Source organism: Streptomyces sp. (assembly GCF_031181705.1).
Taxonomy (GTDB): Bacteria; Actinomycetota; Actinomycetes; order Streptomycetales; family Streptomycetaceae; genus Streptomyces.
On record NZ_JAPSKN010000108.1, the window covers coordinates 17,019 to 20,238 of the forward strand.

General features: G+C 74.1%; 2 protein-coding genes. One reads left to right on the plus strand and one right to left on the minus strand.

What is annotated here, in order from left to right; all coding sequences use genetic code 11:
• Positions 1-46: 46 nt before the first annotated feature.
• Positions 47-796, minus strand: coding sequence for a ferritin-like fold-containing protein (locus RIN80_RS19875; RefSeq protein ID WP_309096967.1), 750 nt, complete (start codon positions 794-796; stop codon positions 47-49).
• A 476-nt stretch (positions 797-1,272) separates the two neighbouring features.
• On the opposite strand from RIN80_RS19875, the gene RIN80_RS19880 reads away from it, so the two are divergent.
• On the plus strand, positions 1,273-3,220 hold a 1,948-nt coding region (locus RIN80_RS19880; RefSeq protein ID WP_309096968.1), incomplete at its 3' end, for a DEAD/DEAH box helicase.

The following is a 3,220-nucleotide window of genomic DNA, read 5'->3' on the forward strand; positions in this document are numbered from 1 at the left end:
CGGAGCCTGACCCGGCCCCGGACCCTGGCACGGCCGGCGCTCCTGACTAGGCGGCCAGCCCCAGCGCGGCCATCCGCTTGGTGTGGGCCTCGGTGATCCGGGAGAACATCCTGCCGACCTCGGCGAGGTCGAAGCCGTCCGCGACACCGCCGACGAGCATGGTCGACAGCGCGTCCCGGTCGGCGACCACCCGCTGGGACTGCGACAGGGCCTCGCCCATCAGCCGCCGCGCCCACAGCGCGAGCCGCCCGCCGACCCGCGGGTCGGCGTCGATCGCCGCGCGCACCTTCTCCACGGCGAAGCCGCCGTGCCCGGTGTCGTCGAGCACCGCCAGCACCAGCGAGCGGGTGTCGGAGTCCAGCCGGGCCGCGACCTCCCGGTAGAAGTCGCTGGCGATGGAGTCGCCGACGTAGGCCTTGACGAGGCCCTCCAGCCAGTCCGAGGGCGCCGTCTGCTTGTGGAAGCCGTCGTACGCCGCGACGAACGGCTCCATCGCGGAGGTCGGCTCCTCCCCGATCTCGGCGAGCCGGCCGCGCAGCCGCTCGAAGTGGTGGAACTCGGCCGACGCCATCTTCGCCAGCTCCGCCTTGTCCTCCAGCGTCGGCGCCAGCTTGGCGTCCTCCGCGAGCCGCTCGAACGCCGCCAGCTCCCCGTAGGCCAGCGCACCGAGCAGGTCCACGACCGCGGCGCGGTACTGCGGGTCGGCGGAGGCCGTCGCCCAGTCCAGGGCGGCGACGCCGGTGTGGGCGGCGGGGGCGGTGTCCGAGGCGTTGCCAGGCTTGTCAGAGCTCGTCATGAAGCGCACAATAGCCCGCTCGCCCGGGGGCGTAAGGCCCTGGTCAATCACTGTGACGACGACTACGTGACCGAATCGGCCATCGCATGTGCGCGATTCCGGGGTATGGTGGTAATGCGCCTGCTGGTACGTCGCCGTACCTCGACAGGCCGCACGTATGAGGATGCCCGGTCGGTGGCCCGATCGGCTCCGACCCGACAGCCCTCCCCGGCGTACGGCACCACGCGTACGAGTCCCGGAGGGGAACCCTCAGCGGCATGAGCGCTCGAGCGTCGGCGCGGTCCCGTGCTCTACGGCCCGCCCGTAGGCAGCCGACGTCCCCGGCACGGTCCGACACGACCCCCGCGCTCGCCTCGCGCCGCCCACACAGAAGAGGCAGCACCCTGACTACGACGTTCCGAGAGCTCGGAATCCTTCCCGAGACCGCCGAGGCCCTGGAGGCCGTCGGCATCACCACCGCCTTCCCCATCCAGGAGATGACGCTCCCCGTGGCCCTGTCGGGCTCGGACGTCATCGGCCAGGCCAAGACCGGCACCGGCAAGACGCTGGGCTTCGGCCTCCCGCTCCTCGAGCGCGTCACCGTCCCCGCCGACGTGGAGGCCGGACGCGCCAAGCCCGAGGACCTCACCGACGCCCCGCAGGCGCTCGTCGTCGTCCCCACGCGCGAGCTGTGCACGCAGGTCACCAACGACCTGCTGACCGCGGGCAAGGTGCGCAACGTGCGCGTCCTCGCGATCTACGGCGGCCGCGCCTACGAGCCCCAGGTCGAGGCCCTCAAGAAGGGCGTCGACGTGGTCGTCGGCACCCCGGGCCGGCTGCTCGACCTCGCCGGGCAGAAGAAGCTGAACCTGAAGCACGTCAGGTGCCTGGTCCTCGACGAGGCCGACGAGATGCTCGACCTGGGCTTCCTGCCCGACGTCGAGAAGATCATCAACATGCTTCCGGTGCGCCGCCAGACCATGCTGTTCTCGGCCACCATGCCGGGCGCGGTCATCGGACTGGCCCGCCGCTACATGTCCCAGCCCACGCACATCAGCGCCACCGCGCCGGACGACGCGGGCGCGACGGTCGCGAACACCAAGCAGTTCGTCTACCGCGCGCACAACATGGACAAGCCCGAGATGGTCGCGCGCATCCTCCAGGCCGACGGCCGCGGGCTGGCCATGGTCTTCTGCCGCACCAAGCGCACGGCGGCCGACCTCGCCGACCAGCTCAAGCAGCGCGGCTTCGCCTCCGGCGCGGTCCACGGCGACCTCGGCCAGGGCGCGCGCGAGCAGGCCCTGCGGGCCTTCCGCAACGGCAAGGTGGACGTGCTCGTCTGCACCGACGTCGCCGCCCGCGGTATCGACGTCGAGGGCGTCACGCACGTCATCAACTACCAGTCGCCGGAAGAGGAGAAGACGTACCTGCACCGCATCGGCCGTACGGGCCGCGCGGGCGCGAAGGGTACGGCGATCACCCTCGTCGACTGGGACGACATCCCGCGCTGGCAGCTGATCAACAAGGCGCTGGACCTGGGCTTCAACGACCCGCCGGAGACGTACTCCACGTCCCCGCACCTCTTCTCCGACCTCGGCATCCCCGAGGGCACGAAGGGCGTCCTGCCGCGCTCGGAGCGCACGCGCGCCGGGCTGGACGCGGAGGAGCTCGAGGACCTGGGCGAGACGGGCGGCCGCGGGCCGCGCGGGCGTGGCGGCCGGGGTGGCCGCGGCGACGACCGGGACGAGTCCCGCTCGGCCGACCGCGAGCGTTCCCCGCGTACGCCGCGCCGCCGTCGCCGGACGCGCGGCGGAACTCCGCTGGACGCGCCCGGTTCCGCCGGCGCCACCGCACCCGAGACGGAGGCCACGGCTCCCGTCGCCGGCGGTACGGCCGAGGCGGAGGCCGTCACGGCTCCGCGCACGCCGCGTCGCCGTCGCCGGACGCGCGGTGGTGCGTCTGCCGAGGCCGCGCCGGTCACGGCCGTCGAGACGTCCGCGTCCGCACCGGCGGAGCACGCCGTCGACACGGCCGAGGGGACGACCGCGGAGGTCTCCGAGGCGGCCGCGAAGCCGCGTCGGCGCCGTACGCGCAGGTCGGAGACGGCGGTCGTGGAGACGCCCGCCACGGACACCTCGGCGGTCGAGCCCGAGGCCGCGGTGACGCCGCCGGCCGCGGAGCCCACGGTCGTCGCGGAGGCCGCTCCGGTGGCCTCGGAGCCCGAGGCCACCACCACGCCGCGCCGCCGGACCCGCAAGGCCACGGCGCCCGCGGCCGAGGCCGCCGTCGACACGGCGGAGGCGACGGAGGCCAAGCCGCGCCGGACGCGCAAGACCGCCGCCGCGGCCGAGGCCGCCGTCGACACCGCCGAAGCCGCCGAGGCCAAGCCGCGCCGCACGCGGAAGACCGCCGCCGCGGAGACGGACACCGAGGCCGCCGAGGCCA

Excerpts from the sequence above, each read along its gene's own strand:
- RIN80_RS19875 (WP_309096967.1), bottom strand. The coding sequence starts at position 796 with ATGACGAGCTCTGACAAGCCTGGCAACGCCTCGGACACCGCCCCCGCC.